This is a genomic window from Desulfobacterium sp. N47, assembly GCF_051233685.1.
In the GTDB taxonomy this organism is placed as follows: domain Bacteria; phylum Desulfobacterota; class Desulfobacteria; order Desulfobacterales; family RPRI01; genus RPRI01.
The window spans coordinates 1-23,882 of the sequence record NZ_JBAMMY010000280.1 but is presented as its reverse complement, the minus strand read 5'-3'; the positions used below and the strand labels follow the sequence as shown (position 1 = coordinate 23,882).

The window sequence follows — 23,882 nt, the reverse complement described above, 5'->3', positions numbered from 1 at the left end:
GGGAATAGCCTGTGCGTATTGCTTATAAACAGCTTTTCTTTCGGAAAGGGTTTCATCATATTCGTTGGGTAATGTTACAGGACAGACTTTTGCGCAATCTCCGCAGCTCGTACATTTGGAAAGGTCTATATAACGCGGATTTTGTAATATTTTTGCTTTAAAGTTACCAGGATCTCCTTCCAGTTCGAGAAGTTCCGTATTAGTTAAAAGCTCGATGTTAAGATGCCGGCCGACCTCGACCAGTTTAGGCGATATAACTCACATCGCGCAGTCATTTGTGGGAAAGGTCTTGTCAAGCTGCGACATGAGACCGCCGATAGCGGCGGATTTTTCCACAAGATAAACGTAATAACCGGATTCGGCAAGATCAAGCGCAGACTGCATGCCTGTGATGCCTGCACCGACAATCATTACCGACCCGCTTTTGTTTTGTTTAACAGCCCCCATTATTTCTCCTTAAAATGAATCATCTGTGCTATCCGTTGTCATATTAATATGGTAACTTACCGGAATAAAAGCATAACAGATACTATTAAAATAAAGACTTTGTAAAAAGCAATTTTACGAGTCCATTGTTATTTAAAATAATATGCCTTAGAGAAAAGTCAAAAAACAACTTTTCACAAAGGCGGGAAAGGGCTTCCTCTCTCCCAATATTTGAAGTAAATTCAAGGTGTTCCACTCTTGCCTCAGACTGAGTCTTTTCTTATCTCTGCTTGATGAATTTTTACAATTCCATCAATTAATATACAGATATAGAAAGGCCTTTTTTGTCAAATAAATAGTTTGGTGTCAAGGAATTAATAATGTCTGAAAACATTTTTTGATATTATTTTTATAATACCCGGCTCAATGCCGTTGAATTAAACTGCCTGTATGCTGAATGGAATTTTTTATTTCGCTTTTTAAAATTATGTTTATAACTTTTTCCAGGCCGGACTGATTCAAGGCATTTTAGAAACAGGTCCTGCAGATCTGATATGATCTCACAGGTTGTTTCATAGGGGTTTATCATCAGCAGTACAATAGTATTTTTAAGACCCGAAAGAGCTTGAGCTATATTGATATGCTAGTTATATTTTTGTTTTGCAGTTTTTAAGCCTGCATATTTTTAAGATCCGTTTTTTGGAATCAGAGTTCTTAAAATATCTTCCTTTCCTACTATTCCGATAAGCTTTCCATCATCTACAACCGGAAGTGTATGGAAATTATTATCAACCATCAGAGCCGCAACAGCCTCGATACTGGTGTCGGATTTTACTGTTACCGGATTAACTGACATGGCATGTTCAACAGTAACAGCGGCAATTTTCTGTACTTCTTTTTCTATGTGTTTCATTGAAGGAATAGAAATAAATCCATCAAGAAATGCAAATAAAGACGGAACGGGGAATTTTTTTTGTTGTGAAATTATATCGCTTTGGCATAAAATGCCTGCAAGTTTTCCATTCTTATCCACAACAGGAACTCCATTTATATGATTTTCAAGAAGAATTTTTGCAGCTTGTATAACTTCAGTTTCGGGCATAACTGTTATTACATCGGTTTTCATTATATCTTTTACTATTAACATGATTTTTCTCCTTAAATAGCTGATAGAATATCCAGTCACTGTATCAAAGATTTTGATACCCATCAACCCGGATCAAAAAAAATAATGTGCCGCTAAAATAAATTGTATGATAATATCTTATGATCAATATATTAAGACGATACATTTAAGTCAAGAAATAAGCAGAGTTTATATTGTCGGATTAGCAATCGTATGGATTGTTGATAGAAGTAAATAAACCGATATGTTTCCTTTTTTTGATATTTTTTAAAATACCATCAAATAAATTGTGCTGAATGACTTAAAATGTTAATAGAGTTATTACGATAAAAAACTATTCCCGGTTAATATATTATGTTTTTATTTAAAAAAACTGTTGGCATGCTTTTATCACCTCTGACGGTATGTATTTTATTTCTTGTTTGCGGAGTTTTTTTTCTTTTGCTTAAGAAAAAAGAAAAAATGAGCAAATCAATCATTGTTTTCGGAGTCATTTCTCTTGTATTTATTAGTTTCAATATTTTTCCTGACAAAATACTAGGTTATCTTGAACATAAATATCAGCCTCTTATTCATATTAAGCTGATATCCGATGCAAGATGGATAGTTGTGCTTGGAGGAGGATGTAAGGGAGATCTCATGCTTGACCCAATAAGCAGATTAACCAGTGACTCCTTATTCAGGGTTGTTGAAGGGATTTCAATTCACAACAAAATCCCCGAAAGCAAAATTATATTTTCCGGAGGCAGCGTTTTTAGCACAATTTCCGAATCAGAAGCTATGGCTGATGTGGCCCTTGCGCTTGGTGTGAATAAAGATAAGATTGTAGAGGAATCGGAAGGTCCGGATACGGAAGCCCAGGCTTTGCTCATAAAAAAAATTGTTGGAAACGATAAATTTATTTTAGTAACTTCAGCATTTCATATGCCACGTTCAATGGCTGTTTTCAACAAAGCAGGCATGCATCCAATAGCAGCACCTGCTGGGTATCTTGTTAAAAAAAGAAAAAATATAAATCTCTTACTTTTTTTTCCAAAATCAGCTGAGATTAAAAAAATGGAACTTGCTGTACACGAGTATCTGGGATTGTTCTGGGCTAAAATAAGAGGACGGATATAATGAAATCCATATTGCTTTATATTAATTATATTATAATTCCTTTAATTGATATTGTTCTGATTTCTGTTTCACTTTATTGTGCACATCTGGTTCGCTTTGAATTTTCCATTCCGGCAAATTTCATAGTTTCATTATATAAAATTCTTCCTGCTGTTATCCTCATAAAATTAATCACTTTCTATTTTTTTGATCTTTATCGAGGTATGTGGAGATATACAGGCATTAAAGATGTAATTAATATAATAAAGGCATCTGCTATAAGCAGTTTCGTGATTATTTCACTTATTCTTTTTAAAACAAGATTTGAAGGTTTTTCAAGATCGGTTTTTGTAATTGATATGTGTTTTACAATATTATTGATTACAGGTTATCGTGTGGCAATACGCTTATATTACGAACAATTAAGTTTCAATAATTCATGGGTTACTACCCTGCGTTGTTTATTCAATCCTTTTGTCAGAATTTCATCACATGAGAAAAGAATACTTATTATCGGAGCCGGAGATTGCGGGGAAAAAATCTGTAAAGAGATTATTAACAATTACAGATTACAACAAAAAGTAGTGGGATTTATAGATGATGATCCTGAAAAAACAGGAAAAAAAATACACGGTATTCCTGTTCTTGCCACTGTTGAAAAAATAAATAAGTTTTTCTCGAGAGTTGAAGCTGATGAAGTGCTGATTGCCATACCTTCAGCAAGCTCGAAACAGATTCGCAGAATAATAAAAATATGCAATGATAATAACATAACCTTCAAAATAATTCCCGCATATAGTGAGCTGATTGACGGGAAGGTAACTATAAACACGATTCGCGAGGTGTCATACAGCGACCTTCTTGGGCGTGAAATAATTAAACTTGATAACAATAAAATCGGTGGATATTTAAAAGATAAGATAGTTCTTGTAACTGGAGCCGGTGGCTCTATCGGCTCTGAACTTTGCAGGCAGATATGCAGATTTAAACCGGATACTATTATACTTTATGAAAGAGCTGAAAGTCCTTTGTATGAAATCGAACTTGATATCAGGCATACATTTACTGATATCAAATGCATTGCACATCTTGCAGATATCAGGGACACTATGCAAATGGAGAAAACATTCGCTGCATATAAGCCCCAAGTCGTTTTCCATGCTGCAGCGTACAAACATGTGCCTATGCTGGAAATACAGCCCTGGAAAGCCATCGAAAATAATATACAGGGAACTCTTAATCTGATTGAAGTTTCAAAAAAACATCAAGTGAAACGTTTTGTTTTTGTTTCAACTGATAAAGCTGTACGGCCAACAAATGTTATGGGCGCTTCAAAACGAGTTGCGGAAATGCTTATACAAAGCAAGAACGGAAATGGCCAGTTTCCTACTTTATTTATGACAGTGCGTTTTGGCAATGTTATCGGAAGTGTGGGCAGCGTGGTTCCTCTGTTTAAAAAACAGATAAAAAGGGGCGGACCGGTTACGGTTACACATCCTGATGTGACAAGGTTTTTCATGACTATTCCTGAAGCATGCCAGCTTATACTTCAGGCTGCGGCTATGGGAAATGGAGGTGAGATATTTCTGCTGGATATGGGAATTCCTATTAAAATAGATTGCATGGCAAGAGATCTCATAAGGCTTTCAGGATTTGTGCCCGATGAAGATATTAAAATCGAATACGTTGGACTGAGGCCCGGAGAAAAACTCTATGAAGAACTTATTACCGAGGGCGAAGGCATAATACCGACAAGCCATGAAAAAATAATGATATTAAAAGGAACGGAATGCAATTTTAATACGATAAATGGAAATATCGCAAAATTATCGAGATTTTCCGAGGAACAGGATCATGAAAATATTAAAAAAATTTTAAAATCTATTGTTCCGGAATATATTCCTTCAAACTACAATTAATATAAATATTTAAAAATAATGAACAGATATATATCAAATAGAATCGAAGCACTTTTGTTGAAAGGAACTATTTTCCCTGATCCTTATAATGTTGTTATAGGTGATGAAGTTGATCCGGACAGGATTTCAGGAAACAGGGTAATAGTATATCCGGGAAGTAAAATATATGGCTCTTCAACGCTAATTTCAGATGGTGTAAGAATCGGATACGAGGGCCCGGTAACTTTGGAAAGCTGTCAGGTTGGTTCAGAAGTGAATCTGAAATGTGGTTTTTTCAAAGATTCTGTATTTCTTAAGGGTTCTGTCTTAGGTTATGGTTCCCATGTAAGGGAAGGAACTATTCTCGAAGAAGAAGCCAGCATTGCTCATACAGTCGGTTTAAAGCAAACGATACTTTTCCCATATGTGACTCTTGGGAGCCTTATTAATTTCTGTGATTGCTTTATGTCCGGCGGTACAAGCCGGAAAAATCATAGTGAAGTGGGAAGTTCTTACATTCATTTTAATTATACTCCTAGTCAGGACAAAGCCACTGCCTCCCTTATTGGAGATGTTCCAAAAGGCGTGATGCTGAAACAAAAACCAATTTTTCTCGGAGGGCAGGGGGGTCTTGTCGGACCATGCAGGCTGACATTCGGAACGACAATTGCCGCCGGCACAATCTGCAGAAAAGATGAACTTCGTCCGGAACGTTTAATAATCGGAGGGCAGATTAAATACGAAAGCATACCGTTTATTCCCGGAGACAACAGAAATATTAAAAGGATAGTATCCAACAATATCATTTATATCGCAAATCTTTCAGCGCTTATGCACTGGTACCATAATGTTCGATCACAGTTTATTTCATCAGATTTTCCTGAGGCCCTTTTAACGGGTCTTAAAGAAAAAGTTTATTTTGCTATATCTGAAAGAATAAAAAGATTAAAAGAATTATTAGATAAAACTTATGATAATAACACAGCAATTGACAGGTTATGGCCTGAGATGGAAAAAGTTTTTATAAGTGAAGAAGATCTATCCGGTTTGGTTTCTTTGGAACACAATTTTTTGGATATAATAAATTCTGCAATTAAGAAATCTGGCAAAGAATATATATCGGTTATAAAGAATCTGTCGGATGAGGAAAGCGATATCGGAACTCAGTGGCTTCAGGGAATTGTTGATATAAAAACCGATGCAGGTTTGAAACTGTTGCAACCAGATTTGACCGATTGATCTCTTGCAATGAAGAACTCCTGTCTCAACATAAATACCACCCCCTGATCCGCCATAATAATTAGTACCATCAGCCAGCACGCTGCCATCAAGCACCATCGTGCCTGCATGGATCCGGACAAGCCCGCCTCCGGCACCAATCACGCTGCCGCCACTGTGTCCCGTCGATCCACCTTCTGTTGTGTTGCCCGTTGTGCGGCCCGCTATATAACCCTTACCACTCACATCAATCTTGCTCGTGGCATCGACTGAAAGTGTACCTGAGACTTCCAGCTCCAGCTTGTGCATCTGCGTCGCCGTCGAGGCAAGGCTCGTCAGCACCGCGCCATTTTGAAGGCTCAGGTCAGGAGCTACCAGAGACGAGACTGTAACTGTGGCACTTTGCAGGAGAAGTGCCTCAGTTGAAACGATGGTTGAAGCTGTTGCGCCGGTTGAAATCTGGACTACAGGATCACTTGTAGCAACATCAATTATAACATCGTCAGAACTGCCAGGCAACACGTCAGAATTCCAGTTTAACTTGTCGTTCCATAACACCCCGTCACCTCCTCCGTATATCTTAAAAGGGCGGGTACGCTTATGTGGCTATTTCAAAAACTCTCTATACATACTTTTCAAAAACCTTTATTGGACCATGTAAATATTTTGCTTAAATTTACAATTTATATGAAGCTTAGTTTAGCAATATTTATACCAATTCATGTCATTCTATATTGCTTTTGAGAGAACAAACCCATAACTATAATATGTTTAAATTAATTAATATTTGCGGTGATATTTGTTGCTTTGGAATAATATTTAAAGCGTTATCAGATGCGATATAAAGTGTAAAGAAATCCGACAATATTTTCATAGATATAGTAATATTTTTTAGTTATAAAAGGCTCTAAAATTTATATGTATGTATCAATATAATAAAAATTACAATTAGTTATACTTGTATAATGATCGTTTGTTATAGTATTGATATAAATAGTAAAAGTTATCAATTAACTTATTAGTCATTGAAATAAATAACTATATGGAAATATAAAAAACAAATAAAATTCTTTTGTAAATATGTAAAGAAATCCGACGGGTTTTATGGAATGGCGTATAAACTTGAACGACCTTGAGAGTTAGTTTTTCATGCTTGGGCTTCCTAATCCCTGTTAATTATTGAAGCCATATATCCGGCCCCGAAACCATTGTCTATATTTACAACTGCTATATTTGAGCTGCAGCTGTTTAGCATTGCAAAAAGAGCTGTAAGACCACCCATGCTGACTCCATAGCCAACGCTGGTAGGAACCGCTATTACCGGACGGCTAACCATCCCTGCAACAACGCTGGGAAGTGCCCCTTCCATACCTGCAACGACAATAAGAACGGAAGCATCGCGTATCATTTTGCTGTGATCAAATAATCTGTGTATGCCGGCTACACCCACATCAAAAACCGATTCCACTTCATTACCCATTGTTTGAGCTGTAAGGTATGCTTCCATGGCAACCGGAATATCCGAAGTCCCTGCAGAAATCACAAGTATCTTGCCGCGTCCTTGTATTTCGGGGTTTTTTTGTTTCTTCCAGACAATCATTTTTGCGTCAGCATGATATACAGCATCCGCAAATTTTGAAAGTACTGCATCAGCTTTGCTATGGTTTATACGTGTTATCAATATATTATCTTCCTGTAATGCCATTTTTTCCATGATGCCTGTAATTTGTTCAGCAGTCTTGCCTTCACCAAAGATAACTTCCGGAAATCCTTTGCGTAGTGATCTGTTATGATCTATATGGGCATATCCAATATCTTCCACGTTTAAATGAGTAAGTGCCTTTAGGGCATTTTCAACCGAAAGTTTGCCGTCAGAAACACTGCAAAGAATTTTTATTAAGGCGTTTTCATTCATACGTTAAAATATCTATAGATCCTGCTCGATAATTTTACCGGTTTTGGAAGATGAATTTTTTATTGTTGGGCTATTATATGGATTATCAGGTTTTAAAGGCAAAGCTTGCGGAGGAGGCGTTTTTATGGCTTTATGTTCCAATTCGTAAATCTGTCTTTTTACAGCGTTTATTTTTTGATCAATGTCTTTTTCCAACTGACTTAATTCATGGTCAAAACGGTTTTGCTCATTTTTTATTGCCTGCTCAATATCTTTTTTATCTGCTTTTGAGGCAATCTTTTCTGAAACAGCACTATTTACAGTAGCATTCAGCAATGCACGAAATTTTGAAACATCGTTTTCAATTTTATTTAATTTATCCGTAATACCGGATACTTTTAATGATACGTCAGAGTTTACATCTTTTATTTTACCCGAAACCGCCGAAACATCTTTTTGTGCAGCGGTTAATTGTTTATCTATTTGTGCAATAGAATTCGTTGTTTTAATATCGTTATCTTTTGCTTCCTTTTTTATTTCATTTACTGAATTTTTCAGTTCGGTTTCAAGTGAAACTCTCATTTTATCAATATTATTTTTAAGTGAAAGCCCCATCTTATCAACATCAGATAATTTCTTTTTAAATGAGTCATCAAGCCTGGAATAAAGAGATGAATACTCAGCCGTTTTCTTGTCAATAGTTTTTGAAAGATTCCGGACTTCCATGGATCCTGAATCGTGTACACCTGCAATCTTGTTTTTGATATCAAAATAAATAATCATAAGCAGAATAAATACTATACATGGAAACAATATTGAAATAATGGTGATTTTGCGGTTAAGTTTTTCAATACGAATATCTCTTTTCTTTTCTTTTTTTTCTTCAGTAACAAAAGAATCGGGATTTACCCCATCAATATTAATTTTGAATTCCGGAGCATTATCTTCATCCATATATAATTATTCCCATTCAATAGTGGCAGGAGGTTTTGAGCTGATATCATATACAACTCTGTTTACACCTGCAACTTCATTAATTATTCTGTTTGAGATTTTTCCCAGCAGAGAATAAGGAATTTTTGCCCAGTCAGCTGTCATTGCATCTTTGCTTGTTACAGCTCTTATGGCTATAATATTTTCATAGGTTCTCTGATCACCCATTATTCCTACGCTTTTTAAAGGAAGCAAAATCGCAAAAGACTGCCATAATTTTCTATACAAACCGGCTTCTTTAATCTCAGCAAGCAAAATATCGTCTACTTCACGTAGAATTGAAAGCCTTGGTTTTGTTATCTCTCCGATTATTCTTATGGAAAGGCCGGGGCCCGGAAATGGCTGTCTCCATATCAGATCTTGATGCAAGCCTAATGTTTTTCCAAGTTTACGCACTTCATCTTTAAATAAATACTTTAAGGGTTCCACCAGCTTAAGTTTCATACCCTTTGGAAGACCTCCAACATTATGATGAGATTTAATCACAGCAGTTGGTCCACCGAAAGCGGATCTGGATTCAATAATATCCGGATAAAGTGTTCCCTGTGCTAAAAATTTGGCGCCTTTTATTTTTTTGGCCTCGGCTTCAAAAACATCCATAAAAATTTTACCGATGATTTTTCGTTTTTTTTCGGGGTCTTTAACTCCGGAAAGTTCTTTTAAAAATTTATTTCCTGCATTGACAAACCTGATATTAATATCAAGATTTTGCGATAAAGTTATTTTCAGCTTTTCTGCTTCTTTTTTTCTAAGTAATCCATTATCAACAAAAATACATGTAAGGCTTTTTCCAACTGCTTTGTGAATAAGCATCGCAGTAACCGATGAGTCAACACCTCCGCTTAATCCAAGGATTATTTTATTATCTTTAACGGTCTCTCTTATTTCGGAAATTGCTGTATTAGCAAATGATTTCATAGTCCAGGAACGTTTGCATCTGCAAATATCCAAAAGGAAGTTTTTAAGCATTTTTTTACCCAAAGGAGTATGCTCTACTTCGGGATGAAACTGGAGACCGTAAAATTTTTTATTTTCATTGGAAACAGCAGCTAATTCCGTATTATCCGTTGAAGCGTTAGCAATAAAATCTTCAGGTAATTTTTTAATGGAATCTCCATGACTCATCCAGCACCATGTATTTTTTTCAATGCCGCCTAATATGCCTTCAGGATTATTTATATATAACTTGGCAAAACCGTATTCTCTTTTTACAGCTTTTTCAACTGTTCCACCAAGAGCATCGATCATAAATTGCATGCCATAACAAATACCCAAAATTGGAATTCCAAGATTAAATATTTCTTTATCTATCTTTGGGCTGTTTTTTTCATATATACTGGATGGACCGCCAGACAGAATTATTCCTTCCGGTTTTAAATCATTTATATACGAAATATCGATATCAGGCGGCTCAATCCGGCAGTATATTCGACTTTCCCTGACTCTACGGGCTATCAGCTGGTTATATTGGGATCCGAAATCAATTATCAATATCATATTATTCTTATGCCTTTTGTATAACGTCCATTTTGCCGGATAGTTACTTAATCACCTTGTTTTTAATAACAATTTGCTTAGACAAAGAGAATATGTTAGAGATGGCAAAATTGTCAACTCTATTTTGAAAACAAAATATCAGTACGGTTCCGGATACCCAGCCTGTAAACGGATTTGTGGGTATCACAGGACTGACCTGTGATTGGGATGCTGCAAGAATTCTTGTTGATTTGGTCGCTATTCCTGTGATACTGGCAGGTGGACTTTCGCCTGATAATGTTTTTGATGGAATAATTAAAAAAAGGAGGATAAGCAAATAAGATGTATGAAAGCGGTGACCTGAAAAAAGGTCTTAAGATTGAAATCGATGGTGATCCATATGTTATAGTGCAATTTGATTTTGTAAAGCCGGGAAAAGGGCAGGCTCTTTACAAATGTAAACTGAAAAATATGATTAATGGTACCCAGTTTGACCGCACATACAGATCCGGTGAAAAATTTAATGAAGCGCAGCTTGAAGAACAGGAGATGGAATATCTGTATTCGGACGGCAGCAGTTATTGTTTTATGAATACAACCACTTATTCTCAGGAATTTCTTACTTCCGCCCAGGTTGGCGATGCCATACATTTCCTAAAAGAAAATACGACTTGCAATGCACTTTTTTTTGGAGAAAAAGCAATTGGCCTGACCCTTCCAAATTTTATAAACCTTAAAATAATTAAAGCTGATCCGTGGGCAAAAGGAGATACTGCGGCAGGAAGCACCAAACCTGCAACTCTTGAAACAGGATATGTTGTTCAGGTTCCTCCTTTTATCGAAGAAGGGGAATATATACGCATTGATACCCGTACAGGCCAATATGTTGAACGGGTAAAAAACAAAAATTGATTATAAGGCTAATATATTATCAGGAAGCCATTTAAAGTTTACTCTGCTGTTTCCGGACCTTTATGTCTTTTATCAACTATTTCAACTATAATAGAATGAATTGATTTTTTCCCTGAAGATCGAACGGTAAATTTTATGTCTTTATAAATTACAGTTTCCCCTTTTTTAGGAATTTTGCCCATTAATTTGAGCAGAAAGCCTCCTATGGTTTCATAGTCTTCCTTTGGGATGTCTATATTCATTATTTCATTTGCATTCTCTATTTCCATGCGTGCATTTACAAGAAATTTGTTTTCCTCAAATCTGATAAACTGTTTTTTATCATCATCATATTCATCATTAATTTCACCTACGACTTCTTCAAGAATATCCTCAATAGTTATTATTCCTACCGTACCACCATATTCATCAAGAACTATAGCAATTGAATTTCTTGTTCTCTGCAATAATGTTAAAAGATCATGAGCTTTTGTTGATTCAGGAACGTAAGGAACTTCACGGATAAACGGATTTATTGCAGCATCAATATCTTTAATATGAATCAAATCAATGGGATGAATAATACCTATCAGATTATCAATTCTGCTTTTATAAACGGGAAGTCTTGAATAACCGGTTTCGTTGATCGCATTAATGGCTTTTCCAACCGTAGCTTTAGATGAAATAGCAGTCACATTTACAAGTGGAACCATAACATCGGATACATTTGATTCAAAAAGATGGAAAACTCTTTTAATAAGTTTTTTTTCTCCGATTTCCAAATCGCTTTCTTTCTCATTTATAGAAAGAACAAGCTCCAATTCTTTTTTCGAAATGTATAGATTTTGGCTGGCGGAGTCTTTTTTGATTAAATTGTAAAAAAATCTGCTGGTATAAAATACAAGATATGTCACAGGTAAAATAATGCGGGAAATATATTTAAAAGGAAGAGCGATTTTTAATGCCAAATCATCAGCTTTTTGCTGAAAAATTGTTCTGGGCAGAATTTCTCCTAATATCAAAAGAAATGGGGTTATAATAAGAATTGACCATATCTCGCTGTTTTCCTTAAATATATTTTCAAACCAAACAGCAGTAAAAACAGATGATATAATTACAAATAAATTAGTACCGGTACTTGTTGTCGCAAGGGACCATTCAGGAGTTTCAACTATTTTAAGAAAACGGACAGCACCTTTATGCCCCCTTCTTGCCATATGTCTGATCTTTGTTTTATTGGAAGACAATATAACCATTTCGGCTCCGGAAAAGAAACCCTGAAACAGGATGCACAAGCTTAATATAAGAATATTAATAACTATAATACTCACATTAACTCCCTGTCATATTCATCATAAATTTCTCCGAATAATTCCTCTAGAAGATCTTCCATTGTCACTAGGCCTGTAACTTTACCTTGTTTGTTTAAACATATTGCAATATGTATCCGTTTTTTCTTTAATATGTGAAAAAGCTCATCGATTTTAATGTTTTCAGAAATAAAATAAGGTTTTCTGTAAATTTTTTGAATTATCTTTATATTTCCGTTGCGTTTTAAGGAGTTAATTTTTAAAAGATCTTTTGTATATAGAATTCCAACTATATTCTCAGGTCGATATTTGTATACCGGTATTCTTAAGTATTTGGTTTGTTTAATGTTATTTATAGCTTTTTCTATTGTAACATCTTCGGATAAAGAAAATATTTCATCAAGAGGAGTCATTACCTCAAAAGCATGGGTGTCATTAAATTCAAAAACATTTTGTATAAGATCCCGTTCCGCTTTATTAAGTTCACCGCTTTCGTGGCTTTGGTCAACCAGAGTCCTGAATTCATCTTCCATAATTGCTGTAGAAGCGTGCTGTTTTTTAAACCCTATTATTTTTGCAAGTGTAATAGAAATGTTATACAATAAGAATTTTACAGGAAATATTATTTTTGAAAAAATATTAAGAGGTACGCTTATGAGAGGTGCAAATTTTTCATTATAGGTAATAGCAATTGTTTTGGGTATCACTTCTGCAAAGATAAGAGTTAATGGTGTCATTACAGCCATTGCAAGCCAATCGCCATGCTCCTTTGAAATCGATACAAAGAATGAGGTTGCAATTACGGAAGCTGCTATATTAACCATGTCATTTCCAATTAATATTGTAACAATCAGGGCTCTTGGTCTTGATAGCAGTTTGTTTATTATTAATGATTTTTTTTTGTTTTTTCTTTTAATCCGTTCACGTTGAATAGAAGATAAAGAAAACAGAGCCGTTTCAGAGCCGGAAAAAAATCCTGAGAATATAAGAAGAAGCAAAATTGTTACAGAATATAATATTTTTATTTCCAAAGCGGTACCATTTATATAACAAATTTAAGAAAATAATCGAATATGGGATAAAATATATACTATGTTAATATATTTATCAATAACAAGGAATATTATTAATTATGCATAAACTTTTTGGTACAGATGGTATCAGGGGTGTTGCGAATCAATATCCGATGACTCCTGAAATGGCTGTTATTATAGGTAAAGCAGTCGCTTTAAAGTTCAAATCTACAAATAGAGACTCTCGGATTATAATAGGCAGAGATACTCGCATATCTTGTAATATGATTGAATATGCATTAGCTTCAGGTGTTTGTTCGATGAATGTTGATGTTTTACTTGCAGGTATTGCACCAACACCTGCAATCGCATTCCTTACGCATTCATTGAAAGCAGCCGCAGGTATAGTAGTATCGGCTTCTCATAATCCATACTATGATAATGGTATTAAAGTTTTTGATGGATCCGGTTACAAGCTTTCTGATGAAGCTGAAAATGAAATTGAAACTTTAGCAATGAATAATAATTTGTTGTGCCAAAACGTTACTAATAACGATACCGGTACTGTAAATCATGTTGAAGATCCTCTTGTAAAATATTTAGAATTTCTTAAAAATACAATGCCTTTAGGTTTTTCTCTGGACGGGATTAAAATAGTAATGGATTGTTCAAACGGAGCAACTTATAAAATAGCGCCGTTAATTTTTTCCGGTTTTGGAGCTGATGTAAAGCTTTTAAATGTTAATCCGGACGGAAAAAACATTAATGATAATTGCGGTTCTGAACACATTGAATCTCTATCAAAAAAAGTATTGGAATTAAAAGCTGACTTAGGAATTGCTTTCGATGGAGACGGTGACCGCCTGACAGCAGTAGATGAAAAAGGCAATAAAATTTCAGGAGACAGGATGCTTGCGATTATTGGCATTATAATGAAGAAAAAAAATATATTACCAAATAATCATGTAGTTAGTACGATTATGAGCAATATGGGCCTTGTTGCCGTATTTAAAGAAAAAGGCATAAATCATACTATGTCTCAGGTTGGCGATCGATATGTAATGCAGGAAATGATCAGGACAGGTTCCGTAATTGGAGGAGAGGATTCCGGTCATATTATTTTTTTGAACCATCAAACAACAGGAGACGGAATTTTAACTGCTTTAAAATTAATGGAATTTTTGAAAGATGAATCGCTGCCTCTTTCTGAGCTTGGAAAAATCATGAAGGTTTTTCCTCAGGTATTAATAAACGTCAAAGTTTCTAAAAAACCGGATATAAATAAAATTCCACAAATTAAAGATGCTGTTAAATATGTGGAAAATATTCTGGAGGAAAAGGGCAGGGTACTTATCAGATATTCAGGCACACAATCAATTTGCAGGGTAATGGTGGAAGGCCCTTCTCAGGATGAAACTGATAAACTATGCAGGTTTTTGGCGGATAAAGTGAAAGAATATATTGGATAAAGAAAGTTCATAAGTTCGTAAGCTCATAAGCAAAAGATTATAAAATCGGGCAACAACTTTTAAATATGACCCAAATCTGTTTATAAGTAATTTTCTTTAAGATCTATGAGCTTACGAACATAAATGATGGCTATCTTCTGTCTCCCAGGATTCTTAACAGCATAAGAAAAAGGTTTATAAAATCCAAATAAAGAGAAAGCGCTCCCAGGATAGCTCCTTTTCTGACAACACCTGCATCAAGCCCTGAAGGTTGTGTCATCGCCATGTTTTTTAATTTCTGTGTATCATATGCGGTTAATCCGACAAATACTATTACGCCGATATAACTGATGATCATATTCATAGCAGAGCTTCTGATAAATATATTGACAACAGACGCAATTATAATACCAATCAATCCCATGGCCATGAATCCGCCCATTGATGTTAAATCGCGTTTTGTTGTCATTCCGTATATGCTGCATGCTAAAAAAGTCGCAGAGCATATAAAGAAGGTTGATGTAATTGAAGAAGCCGTATATATTAGAAATATTACTGATAATGTAGCACCGTTTAATGCCGCATATATTATAAACATTGATGTTGCCGTCGATGCTTTCATCTTGTTTACTCTGGAGCTTATTGTAAACACCAGTGCTAATTCGGCTATTATTAAACCGAAAAACACAAGCCTATTACCAAATATAAGGCTTTGAAGTCCGGCATCGTTTGAAACATAATAAGCAACCAAGCCTGTAAGAGCAAGACCGATCCCCATCCAATTATAAACACTGCGTATAAATTCATTTACAAGAACCTGAGTCTGTGAGCCCTTAAGTGGATATGTTTGTTGCATATTTTCCTCCTTTATAATTTACTGGTTCATAATAATTCAAATTTAGTGTATATAACAATTAAGTTTGTTTAGTGAAATTTTTATAATTGGTATATTAACCTGGGTAAGTATATATCAATATTTTTTATTTTCAAGTAACTTCGGATAAGCATATTATGAAATCGGACCGATTGTTTCATGAACTGTTAAATATAATAGAAAAATTAAATATTATAGTAAAAGAACAAAAATTGCGCAAATCAGGAATAAATATAAAAAGCGGGTTTTGTAAAATTAAAGGCAAAGATTATTTTATCCTGGATAAAGAGCTGCCAATCAATAAGAAAAATGAAATACTTTCCGAATTTATTAACAGATATGAGTATGACAATATTTATATTGTTCCGGCTGTTCGTGATTATCTCAATAAAAATAAGTTTGATATTGGTTAAATTGTCTGAAAATGATCATGTGCGAGGAGGCTATTATTTGATAGAGGCTAAAATCTTTTATCATTCTCCTAATTAGTTTACATAATATACATTATCAGACGTTATAAATAAAAGCGATTTTTCCAATTTACACTATTATATAATTTTACTAATTGATATCTTAAAATAAAACATGGAAATAAAAATATATTCGGTAACAGAATTAACCTCGGAATTAAAAAACTTAATTGAAGAAAAATATCCTCTTGTCTGGGTGTTTGGTCAGATTTCAAATTTAAGTACCCCATTTTCAGGACATTTTTATTTTACTTTAAAAGATGAATCAGCACGGATTAATGCAATAATATTTAAAGGGCAAAGAAAGAATTTAAAATTCACACCTGAAAACGGCATGTCTGTAATTGGTTTTGGCAGATTGGGTCTTTATGAAACAAAAGGTTCTTATCAGGTTATTTTTGAATATTTAGAACCCAAAGGCATAGGATCTTTACAGATAGCTTATGAACAGCTTAAAGCAAAACTTTCTTCCGAAGGTCTTTTTGATAGCAAATACAAAAAGAAGCTGCCTTTTCTCCCTGAGAATATCTGTATTATAACTTCACCTACCGGATCGGTATTATATGATATTATTAATATTATCAGCCGAAGGTATCCTAGTGTAAATTTAAAAATAATTCCGGTTTCCGTTCAGGGTATATTCTCAGAAAATGAAATTGTTTCCGCGATTAAGTTGTTAAACAAATATTGTTGCTCTGATGTAGCAATAATTGCCCGAGGAGGCGGATCATTAGAAGAATTGCATGCATTTAATTCGGAATCAGTAGCAAGGGCCATTTTTGAATCCAAAATTCCGATTATATCTGCCATAGGACATGAAACGGATTATACGATTTCCGATTTTGTTTCAGATTACAGAGCTCCCACGCCTTCTGCTGCTGCTGAAATTGTTGTTCCACTTAAAAATGACCTTTTAATAAAGAACCAGAAACTATACCTATCTTTAAAATCAGGTATGGAAAAGATTTTAAATAATCACAGGAATAATCTGAATAAAATATCAAAGAGGATTAAAGACCCGAAAAGCAAACTATATGACTTGATATTAAAAAATGATGATCTAACAAAGCGCTTGGTAAGATCGGAAATTAATTATATAAATCAACTGAAAGAACGAACTGTATGGAAAATTGATAAATTAAACAATAATAATCCATTAAGATACATATTAATATATAATGATAAAGTTAAAATAATAGTTACTAACCTATATAAATCAATTAATATCAAGCTTAATAATTCTAAAAACAAATTAAATGAGTTTTCAGCTAAATTAAGTGTTTTAAACCCTAAGGGTATTCTTAAACGTGGTTACAGTATAGCCAGAACAATACCTGGGAAGAATATTATAACGGATTCGAATAATGTTGAAATAGCACAGCAAATTGAAGTAATAGTTAATGAAGGCTCTTTAATATGCAGAGTCGAAAGGAAAATTTATGGCAAAGATAATATTTGAAACAGCAATGAACCAGCTTGAACAGATAGTAAATGAACTCGAATCCGGGAACCTCTCTCTTGAAGACTCTATAAAAAAATTTGAAGAAGGCATTAAGCTTTCAAAATATTGTTCTGCCAAACTCGATGAAACCGAAAAAAAGATTTCTCTTCTTTTAGAGGGACAGGATGGAAATATTACGGAAAAAGAATTTTCACCGGAAAAGGTTTCAGAATGAAATTTAATAATACCAAGAGTGTTCTTTCAATAGATTTTGATCTTGAATCCTATTTTGCAGAAAAAACAAAAACAATAAAAAATGAATTAATAAATATTATTAATAAATCAAACTCGTTCGGGCAATTATCAAAGGCTATGGAATATTCTTTAATATCTGAAGGAAAAAGAATAAGACCGATTCTTTGTATCGCTGCTGCCGAATCTGTCGGAGGTAAACAATCTGATGTTTTACCGGCAGCATGTGCAATTGAAATAATTCACACATATTCTTTAATTCATGATGATCTTCCTGCTATTGATAATGATTTATTAAGAAGAGGCAAACCTACATGTCACGCTGCTTTTAATGAAGCTACAGCTATCCTTGCCGGTGATGCGCTGCTTACTCTGGCTTTTCAGGTGCTTTCGGAATTTGAATTACATAATAATACTAATGCGCTTAAATGGTTAAAGATCATAAATTTAATATCAACAGCTGCCGGTTATATGGGAATGATTGAAGGACAGATGAGGGATATAGCTTCTGAAAATACTCAGATATTATTGAACAAATTGGAAGAATTACATATATTGAAAACCGGAGCGCTTATTGTTGCATCTGTTGAATCCGGTGCGATATTAGCAAATGCAAGTTTGGATCAAATAAAACAGCTTAAAATTTACGCAAAAAAAATTGGCCTGGCATTTCAGATAGCTGATGATCTTCTTAATGCAATGGGTGATCCAACCATTACCGGCAAACCTGTAGGAACGGATAATGTCCGAAAAAAAAGCACCTACCCTTCCCTTCTTGGAATTGACGAATCGGAAAATTATGCAAAAAAACTTATAAAAGAAGCCTTGCATGCACTTGCAATATTTGATAATAAATCTGACCCTCTAAGAGCTATTGCACTATATATTATTGAAAGAAATAGATAATAATTAAAGGAAAATATTTGTTGAGCATACTTGACACGATTAATTCGCCTGATGATTTAAAAAAGATTCCTCGTTCGGATCTTCCTGATCTAGCTGCTGAAATTAGAAGTTTAATAGTTGAAGTCGTTTCTAAAAATGGCGGACATCTTGCTTCAAGCCTGGGTGCGGTTGAACTGGCAATAGCCATTCATTATGTTTTTGATGTTCCCCACGACAAAATTATCTGGGATGTGGGACATCAGTCTTATGCTCACAAAATCATCACTGGACGGCGGGAGAAATTTCATACGCTGCGCAAGTATGAAGGTATTTGCGGCTTTACCCGGATGTGTGAAAGCCAATATGATTCATTTACAACAGGCCACAGCAGCACTTCCATATCTGCCGGACTTGGAATTGCCTGTGCCAAGAGTCTGAAAAAAGAGAACAATAAAGTAATAGCAGTTATCGGAGACGGTTCCATGACTGCCGGCCTTGCGTATGAAGGAATGAATCAAACAGGGTATCTTCATAAAAATAAAGATTTTATAGTTATCTTAAACGATAATGACATGTCTATATCAAAAAATGTTGGTGCTTTGTCTTCTTTCTTAAGCAGAACATTTTCAAAAAAATATTTGCAGGATTTAAGAAAAGAATTTGGGGAATTTTTAAAATCTCTTCCAAAAATTGGTGATGATTTATACAAATTTGCAAAACGTTCGGAAGAATTTTTTAAAACATTTGCAACTCCGGGCATGCTTTTTGAGGCTTTCAATTTCGACTATTTTGGCCCCATAAACGGGCACAATATAAATCATCTCATAGATATCCTGAACAATATAAAGCATCTTAGAGAACCGGTGCTTCTCCATATTACCACAACCAAAGGAAAAGGATATCCTCCTGCAGAAAGAAATCCCATATATTTCCATGGAATCGGCAGCTTTAAAGTTAAAACCGGAAATTGCAATAACACAAAAAATGGCATCTCTACCTACACTGAGGTATTTGGAAAAACAATGGTAGAGCTTGCCGGTAAAAATGAAAAAATAATTGCAGTCACTGCTGCAATGCCGGAAGGAACAGGCCTTACTGAATTCAGCGAAATATTTCCGGAACGTTTTTTTGATGTTGGGATTGCCGAACAACATGGAGTAACATTTTCGGCAGGTTTGGCTACCGAAGGCTTCAGACCGGTTGTGGCAATATATTCAACTTTTCTGCAAAGAGCTTACGACCAGATTCTGCATGATGTATGTTTAGAGTCTCTTCCCGTTATCTTTGCAGTTGATCGTGCAGGCATAGTTGGTGAAGACGGAGCAACTCACAATGGCTTGTTTGATATTTCTTATTTGCGGAATCTGCCCAATATGGTGGTTATGGCACCAAAGGACGAAAATGAGCTGCGTCAAATGCTTTTAACAGCTCTTTCCCATAACGGCCCCATAGCATTCAGATACCCGAGGGGAACAGGTGTTGGTGTTCCGATTGAACCTGATATTAAACCACTTCCGATTGGTAAAGGAGAAATACTTAAAAAAGGAACGGATATTCTTATTCTGGCAATTGGCCATTCAGTCTGTGAATCATTAAATGCATATGAAAAATTAATATCGGAACATGGGATCAGCTCAACTGTAGTCAACTGCCGTTTTGTTAAACCGTTAGATACTGAATTAATAATTTCACTTACAAAAGAAATTCCCCGCCTAATAACTGTTGAAGAAAATATCCGTATGGGAGGATTCGGAAGCGCCGTGCTTGAGTGCTTAAGTGATGGAGGCATTTACGATTATAAAATTGACCGTCTCGGAATACCGGATGTTTTTGTTGATCATGGACCTCAGAATCTGCTCAGAGCCAAATATAAAATTGATTCTAATGCGATAGTAAATTCAGCTTTAAAATTGATGGGTCGTATTTAAAAATTAATATTAAAACTATAAAATATCCGGCATTGAATGTTAAATATTCAATATAAGAAGTGCAATCATGTCTGAAAACAAGAAACGGCTTGATGTTGCTGTGCATGAATGCGGATTGGCACAAAGCCGGCAAAGAGCAAGAAGCCTCATTATGGCCGGGAAAGTTCTTGTAAATGATAATATCTTTGATAAACCGGGAGTTATGATTTCAAAGACAGATGCTCTGTCTCTAAAAGAACCGGATATGCCCTTTGTAAGCAGGGGTGGGATTAAGCTCGAAGCGGCTTTGAAAGAATTTGATGCAGATGTAAATGAATTGATATGCCTTGATGTTGGTGCTTCAACGGGAGGTTTTACAGATTGTCTGCTCAAACATGGAGCTAAAAAGGTTTTTGCAGTTGATGTCGGCTATGGTCAACTGGCATGGACGCTGAGACAAGACGCCAGAGTAACTGTTATTGAAAGAACTAATATAAGATACATGCTGCCCGAAACTCTCGGGGGCCTTGTTGATTTTGTTACTATAGATGTTTCTTTTATTTCTTTAAAAACTGTTGTTCCTGTTGTTATGAAATTTTTAACATGCAATGCCGGTATAATTGCTCTGATTAAACCGCAATTTGAGGTCGGAAAAGGAAATGTCGGAAAAGGCGGGGTAGTAAAAGATCCCTTATTGCATACAGAAGTAATCAATAGTCTGACGGATTTTTTTTCAAAAACCGGATTAGATATAGAAGGTGTCATAGCATCTCCTATAACAGGCCCCAAGGGGAATAAAGAATTTTTAATTTATATGAAATATAAGGAATATAGAGAATAAACAACCCCCTGGCCCCCTTTGCTAAGGGGGAATTAACGTGCGTGCGTCAACTTTTTATTAAGGTGGGCAATCATATTAAACCCAAATGTGGTTACCCTGTAAATAACAGTTTTTGAACTTGATTTTATTTAAATATAAATATAACGGTATATAATTGATTTCTATTGATTCAGCCGATTAAAAAACAATATAGAGAGGAGCGTAAATGAGTGAAAGGTTAAATAAACTAAGAAACATTGCTTTTGTTGGGCACGGTAGTTCCGGAAAAACATCTTTATCCGAAATTATATTATTCAAAACCGGTATTATCAAACGGCTTTGCCGTGTGGAAGATGGAAATACCGCAATGGATTTTGAGCCTGAAGAATTAAAAAGACTTATAAGCATCAGCAGCGGATTTCATACAGTTAACTGGAAAAAGAATATTATTTCACTTATTGATACTCCGGGAGATCAAAATTTTTTCACCGATACAATCAATAGTATGCAGGCTGCAGATGGAGCAGTTGTTGTCATTGATGCAGTTGACGGAGTTAAAGTACAAACTGAAATGGCATGGGATTATGCCGATCAATTCAGTCTTCCACGCATAATATTCATCAATAAACTTGACAGGGAACGGGCTGATTTTTTCCGTACTTTTAAAGATGCAGAAAACGTATTTAAACCAAAACCGATAATACTGCAATTACCCATAGGCTCAGAATCGGAATTTAAAGGAATTGTGGATCTGATTTCCATGAAATCGTATATATATGATTCGGATGGTAAAGCCACAACCGGTGATATTCCTGCTGATATGCTTGAAGCGGCAACAAAGGAAAAAGAAGCCCTCATTGAAAATATTGCAGAAGCAGATGATACACTTATAGAAAAATATCTTGAAGGAACAGAAATATCTGATGATGAAATTAAATCAGCTTTAAGAAAAGGTACTTTATCAAAAACATTTGTCCCTGTAATATGCGGTTCAGCTATAAAAGACATAGGAATCGATCTTCTTCTGGATTTGGTTGCAACCTGCATACCTTCACCTGCTGAAATGGCTCCAAGAAAGGGTACGGATTCAAATGGCAAGGAAGTTGAACGCAAACCTGATCCTGATGCCCCTTTTTCGGCATTTGTATTTAAAACGGTTGCTGATCCTTACGCCGGACGACTTTCAATAATGAAAATCGTTTCAGGTTCACTTGGTGAAAACGGGAATTTTTATAACATCAATAAATCAGCTAAAGAACGTTATAATCAGCTTCTTGCTATAGCGGGCAAGGAACAAAAGCCCATCACCGAAGCGGGCCCGGGAGAGATTGTTGCAGTTGCCAAACTAAAAGAAACTGCAACCGGTGATACATTATGCGATGAATCCGCCAGAATAAAGTTTGAATGCGCCAAACCTCTTCCGGCACTTATTTCGTTTGCTGTTGGCTCCAAAGTTAAGGGAGAAGAAGATAAAATATATATTTCATTGTCAAAAATATTAGAAGAAGACACTGCCTTAAAACTGGAACGTAATGCTGAAACTAAGGAAATTCTCCTTTCGGGAAGAGGTCAGGTACATATTGAAGTAGTAGTTGAAAAATTAAAACGAAAATTCAATGTAGAGACTCAGCTTAATACTCCCAAAGTTCCATACAAAGAAACAATTAAGAAAAAAGTCAGGGTTCAGGGCAGACATAAAAAACAGTCAGGCGGTCATGGTCAGTTTGGTGATTGCTGGATTCAGATGGAACCTTTACCAAAAGGCGGCGGATTTGAGTTTGTTGATGCAATTGTTGGCGGATCAATTCCAAAACAATATATTCCGGCTGTTGAAAAAGGTATAATAGAATCAGCCCAGAGAGGCGTTCTGGCCGGATTTCCATGTGTTGATTTTAGAGTAACATTAGATGACGGATCATTCCATGCTGTCGATTCATCGGAAATGGCTTTTAAGGTTGCAGGCTCCCTGGCCTTCAAGAAAGCCGTTCTGGAAGCAAAGCCGGTTCTGCTTGAACCTATCATGAAAGTTACGATTACAACTCCCGAAGAATACATGGGTGATATAATGGGTAACCTGAACAGCAGAAGAGGCAGAGTGCTAGGTATGGATTCAGCCGGTAAAAACCAGATAATTATAGCCAATGTTCCGATGTCGGAATTTCTTACCTACGAACCGGACTTAAGATCAATGACCGGCGGGCGCGGTATTTACGCCATGGAATTTTCACATTATGATGAAGTTCCTGCTCAGATAGCAGAAAAAGTTATTGAAGAAGTAAACAAGGAAAAAGAATAAAACACTTTAGTCCCTTAATTGTAAAGTTCTTGCAAAAATGGCAAAAGAATTTATTGGCAAGCGGTTCTGAGTCTTGCCAGTTCAGGGATTACGAACATCTCCCTGATCATTAAACCGGTAACGATAACGGCCTTGCCCAACTTAGT

The 23,882-nt window shown here is 35.4% G+C and carries 21 protein-coding genes; 13 read left to right on the top strand and 8 right to left on the bottom strand.

What is annotated here, in order from left to right:
- Both VXK47_RS17920 and VXK47_RS17915 read right to left on the bottom strand, forming a co-directional pair.
- Positions 1-447: FAD-dependent oxidoreductase (locus VXK47_RS17920; RefSeq protein WP_435550154.1), on the bottom strand; the 447-nt coding region annotated here is incomplete at its 3' end.
- A 664-nt stretch (positions 448-1,111) separates the two neighbouring features.
- Positions 1,112-1,573: a CBS domain-containing protein gene (locus tag VXK47_RS17915; protein ID WP_435550153.1), complete on the bottom strand. Its 462-nt coding sequence runs from the start codon at positions 1,571-1,573 to the stop codon at positions 1,112-1,114.
- A 333-nt stretch (positions 1,574-1,906) separates the two neighbouring features.
- Between VXK47_RS17915 and VXK47_RS17910 the strand changes: the two genes are divergently transcribed.
- From VXK47_RS17910 to VXK47_RS17900, 3 genes are read left to right on the top strand one after another with little or no spacing between them, the layout of a single operon-like run.
- Positions 1,907-2,671, top strand: coding sequence for an ElyC/SanA/YdcF family protein (locus VXK47_RS17910; RefSeq protein WP_435550152.1), 765 nt, complete (start codon positions 1,907-1,909; stop codon positions 2,669-2,671).
- Complete coding sequence (locus VXK47_RS17905) at positions 2,671-4,569, top strand: polysaccharide biosynthesis protein (protein ID WP_435550151.1); 1,899 nt, start codon at positions 2,671-2,673, stop codon at positions 4,567-4,569. The genes VXK47_RS17910 and VXK47_RS17905 overlap by 1 nt, the downstream gene beginning before the upstream one ends.
- Positions 4,570-4,626: 57 nt before the next feature.
- Positions 4,627-5,787 carry a protein GlmU gene (locus VXK47_RS17900; protein ID WP_435550150.1) on the top strand — a complete coding sequence of 387 codons (1,161 nt, stop codon included), beginning with the start codon at positions 4,627-4,629 and terminating at the stop codon, positions 5,785-5,787.
- 1,141 nt (positions 5,788-6,928) lie between these two features.
- Here the strand turns inward: VXK47_RS17900 and larB are convergent.
- The 3 genes from larB to guaA are packed head-to-tail and all read right to left on the bottom strand — an operon-like array spanning position 6,929 to position 10,150.
- Positions 6,929-7,681, bottom strand: coding sequence for an AIR carboxylase family protein (gene larB, locus VXK47_RS17895; RefSeq protein WP_435550149.1), 753 nt, complete (start codon positions 7,679-7,681; stop codon positions 6,929-6,931).
- 12 nt (positions 7,682-7,693) lie between these two features.
- Positions 7,694-8,614, bottom strand: a complete 921-nt coding sequence (locus VXK47_RS17890) for a hypothetical protein (RefSeq protein ID WP_435550148.1) — start codon at positions 8,612-8,614, stop codon at positions 7,694-7,696.
- 6 nt (positions 8,615-8,620) lie between these two features.
- Positions 8,621-10,150, bottom strand: a complete 1,530-nt coding sequence (guaA, locus tag VXK47_RS17885) for a glutamine-hydrolyzing GMP synthase (protein ID WP_435550147.1) — start codon at positions 10,148-10,150, stop codon at positions 8,621-8,623.
- Between the two features lie 176 nt (positions 10,151-10,326).
- On the opposite strand from guaA, the gene VXK47_RS17880 reads away from it, so the two are divergent.
- Together VXK47_RS17880 and efp are read left to right on the top strand one after the other, a co-directional pair.
- Positions 10,327-10,470 carry a hypothetical protein gene (locus VXK47_RS17880; RefSeq protein ID WP_435550146.1) on the top strand — a complete coding sequence of 48 codons (144 nt, stop codon included), beginning with the start codon at positions 10,327-10,329 and terminating at the stop codon, positions 10,468-10,470.
- 1 nt (position 10,471) lies between these two features.
- A complete protein-coding gene (efp, locus tag VXK47_RS17875) occupies positions 10,472-11,041 on the top strand; it encodes an elongation factor P (RefSeq protein WP_435550145.1) in 570 nt (189 codons plus the stop codon).
- A 38-nt stretch (positions 11,042-11,079) separates the two neighbouring features.
- Here efp and VXK47_RS17870 read toward each other — a convergent pair whose 3' ends face one another.
- Positions 11,080-12,351: a hemolysin family protein gene (locus tag VXK47_RS17870; RefSeq protein ID WP_435550144.1), complete on the bottom strand. Its 1,272-nt coding sequence runs from the start codon at positions 12,349-12,351 to the stop codon at positions 11,080-11,082.
- Positions 12,348-13,361 (bottom strand): hemolysin family protein, encoded by a 1,014-nt coding sequence (locus VXK47_RS17865; RefSeq protein ID WP_435550143.1) that lies wholly within the window; start codon positions 13,359-13,361, stop codon positions 12,348-12,350. The genes VXK47_RS17870 and VXK47_RS17865 overlap by 4 nt, the downstream gene beginning before the upstream one ends.
- A 101-nt stretch (positions 13,362-13,462) precedes the next feature.
- Here VXK47_RS17865 and glmM point away from each other — a divergent pair, with 101 nt between their 5' ends.
- Positions 13,463-14,812 carry a phosphoglucosamine mutase gene (gene glmM / locus VXK47_RS17860; protein ID WP_435550142.1) on the top strand — a complete coding sequence of 450 codons (1,350 nt, stop codon included), beginning with the start codon at positions 13,463-13,465 and terminating at the stop codon, positions 14,810-14,812.
- Positions 14,813-14,942: 130 nt separating this feature from the next.
- Here glmM and VXK47_RS17855 read toward each other — a convergent pair whose 3' ends face one another.
- Positions 14,943-15,647 (bottom strand): Bax inhibitor-1/YccA family protein, encoded by a 705-nt coding sequence (locus VXK47_RS17855; protein ID WP_435550141.1) that lies wholly within the window; start codon positions 15,645-15,647, stop codon positions 14,943-14,945.
- Positions 15,648-15,802: 155 nt separating this feature from the next.
- Here VXK47_RS17855 and VXK47_RS17850 point away from each other — a divergent pair, with 155 nt between their 5' ends.
- The 7 genes from VXK47_RS17850 (at position 15,803) to fusA (ending at position 23,736) form a co-directional block, all read left to right on the top strand.
- Complete coding sequence (locus VXK47_RS17850; protein WP_435550140.1) at positions 15,803-16,078, top strand: hypothetical protein; 276 nt, start codon at positions 15,803-15,805, stop codon at positions 16,076-16,078.
- Between the two features lie 172 nt (positions 16,079-16,250).
- Positions 16,251-17,594, top strand: coding sequence for an exodeoxyribonuclease VII large subunit (gene xseA, locus VXK47_RS17845; RefSeq protein WP_435550139.1), 1,344 nt, complete (start codon positions 16,251-16,253; stop codon positions 17,592-17,594).
- Positions 17,575-17,811: an exodeoxyribonuclease VII small subunit gene (gene xseB, locus VXK47_RS17840; protein ID WP_435550138.1), complete on the top strand. Its 237-nt coding sequence runs from the start codon at positions 17,575-17,577 to the stop codon at positions 17,809-17,811. Before xseA ends, xseB begins: the two co-directional genes overlap by 20 nt.
- The gene (locus VXK47_RS17835) at positions 17,808-18,734 is read left to right on the top strand and encodes a polyprenyl synthetase family protein (RefSeq protein ID WP_435550137.1); all 927 of its coding nucleotides are present in this window, start codon (positions 17,808-17,810) and stop codon (positions 18,732-18,734) included. The genes xseB and VXK47_RS17835 overlap by 4 nt, the downstream gene beginning before the upstream one ends.
- 20 nt (positions 18,735-18,754) lie before the next feature.
- Complete coding sequence (gene dxs / locus VXK47_RS17830) at positions 18,755-20,641, top strand: 1-deoxy-D-xylulose-5-phosphate synthase (protein ID WP_435550136.1); 1,887 nt, start codon at positions 18,755-18,757, stop codon at positions 20,639-20,641.
- A 67-nt stretch (positions 20,642-20,708) separates the two neighbouring features.
- A complete protein-coding gene (locus VXK47_RS17825; protein ID WP_435550135.1) occupies positions 20,709-21,461 on the top strand; it encodes a TlyA family RNA methyltransferase in 753 nt (250 codons plus the stop codon).
- Positions 21,462-21,666: 205 nt separating this feature from the next.
- The gene (gene fusA, locus VXK47_RS17820; RefSeq protein WP_435550134.1) at positions 21,667-23,736 is read left to right on the top strand and encodes an elongation factor G; all 2,070 of its coding nucleotides are present in this window, start codon (positions 21,667-21,669) and stop codon (positions 23,734-23,736) included.
- Positions 23,737-23,882: the final 146 nt, after the last annotated feature.

Coding starts and splice junctions, on each gene's coding strand:
- VXK47_RS17915 (WP_435550153.1), bottom strand. CDS start 1,573: ATGTTAATAGTAAAAGATATAATGAAAACCGATGTAATAACAGTTATG.
- VXK47_RS17910 (WP_435550152.1), top strand. CDS start 1,907: ATGTTTTTATTTAAAAAAACTGTTGGCATGCTTTTATCACCTCTGACG.
- VXK47_RS17905 (WP_435550151.1), top strand. CDS start 2,671: ATGAAATCCATATTGCTTTATATTAATTATATTATAATTCCTTTAATT.
- larB (WP_435550149.1), bottom strand. CDS start 7,681: ATGAATGAAAACGCCTTAATAAAAATTCTTTGCAGTGTTTCTGACGGC.
- VXK47_RS17890 (WP_435550148.1), bottom strand. CDS start 8,614: ATGGATGAAGATAATGCTCCGGAATTCAAAATTAATATTGATGGGGTA.
- guaA (WP_435550147.1), bottom strand. CDS start 10,150: ATGATATTGATAATTGATTTCGGATCCCAATATAACCAGCTGATAGCC.
- efp (WP_435550145.1), top strand. CDS start 10,472: ATGTATGAAAGCGGTGACCTGAAAAAAGGTCTTAAGATTGAAATCGAT.
- glmM (WP_435550142.1), top strand. CDS start 13,463: ATGCATAAACTTTTTGGTACAGATGGTATCAGGGGTGTTGCGAATCAA.
- VXK47_RS17855 (WP_435550141.1), bottom strand. CDS start 15,647: ATGCAACAAACATATCCACTTAAGGGCTCACAGACTCAGGTTCTTGTA.
- VXK47_RS17850 (WP_435550140.1), top strand. CDS start 15,803: ATGAAATCGGACCGATTGTTTCATGAACTGTTAAATATAATAGAAAAA.
- xseA (WP_435550139.1), top strand. CDS start 16,251: ATGGAAATAAAAATATATTCGGTAACAGAATTAACCTCGGAATTAAAA.
- xseB (WP_435550138.1), top strand. CDS start 17,575: ATGGCAAAGATAATATTTGAAACAGCAATGAACCAGCTTGAACAGATA.
- VXK47_RS17835 (WP_435550137.1), top strand. CDS start 17,808: ATGAAATTTAATAATACCAAGAGTGTTCTTTCAATAGATTTTGATCTT.
- VXK47_RS17825 (WP_435550135.1), top strand. CDS start 20,709: ATGTCTGAAAACAAGAAACGGCTTGATGTTGCTGTGCATGAATGCGGA.
- fusA (WP_435550134.1), top strand. CDS start 21,667: ATGAGTGAAAGGTTAAATAAACTAAGAAACATTGCTTTTGTTGGGCAC.